This window comes from Streptomyces sp. NPDC059456 (assembly GCF_042750055.1).
In the GTDB taxonomy this organism is placed as follows: domain Bacteria; phylum Actinomycetota; class Actinomycetes; order Streptomycetales; family Streptomycetaceae; genus Streptomyces.
In genome coordinates this window covers 8,203-9,018 of the sequence record NZ_JBHYVA010000331.1, presented here as the reverse complement: position 1 = coordinate 9,018, position 816 = coordinate 8,203, and the positions used below count along the sequence as shown (strand labels likewise).

1 protein-coding gene is annotated in these 816 nt (G+C 67.8%); it reads left to right on the top strand.

The genetic code is table 11. The features are described from left to right. On the top strand, positions 1–733 hold a 733-nt coding region (locus ACFXA3_RS25475), incomplete at its 5' end, for an RNA polymerase sigma factor (protein WP_385190528.1). Between the last annotated feature and the right edge of the window lie 83 nt (positions 734–816).

Here is an 816-nt window from a genome sequence, read left to right as displayed (position 1 = left end):
CGCTGTCGGCCGCCGCGAAAAGACCCACCTGCTGGAGGCCAACCTCCGTCTCGTGGTCTCGCTGGCCAAGCGCTACACCGGCCGCGGCATGCTCTTCCTGGACCTGATCCAGGAAGGCAACCTGGGCCTGATCCGCGCGGTGGAGAAGTTCGACTACACCAAGGGCTACAAGTTCTCCACGTACGCGACCTGGTGGATCCGGCAGGCGATCACCCGCGCCATGGCCGACCAGGCCCGCACCATCCGCATCCCGGTGCACATGGTCGAGGTCATCAACAAGCTCGCCCGCGTGCAGCGCCAGATGCTCCAGGACCTGGGCCGCGAGCCCACCCCGGAGGAGCTGGCCAAGGAACTCGACATGACCCCCGAGAAGGTCATCGAGGTCCAGAAGTACGGCCGCGAGCCGATCTCCCTGCACACGCCGCTCGGCGAGGACGGCGACAGCGAGTTCGGCGACCTGATCGAGGACTCCGAGGCGGTCGTCCCGGCCGACGCCGTGAGCTTCACGCTCCTCCAGGAGCAGCTGCACTCGGTCCTCGACACGCTGAGCGAGCGCGAGGCCGGCGTGGTCTCGATGCGCTTCGGCCTCACCGACGGCCAGCCCAAGACCCTCGACGAGATCGGCAAGGTCTACGGCGTCACGCGCGAGCGGATCCGTCAGATCGAGTCCAAGACCATGTCGAAGCTGCGCCACCCGTCCCGCTCGCAGGTGCTGCGCGACTACCTCGACTGACCGGGGCCGGGGGCCCTGCCGGAGATGGGCGGGGGCGGAATCGCACCGCCCCGAGGGGTGGGGGTATTAAAAAAAAACAGACC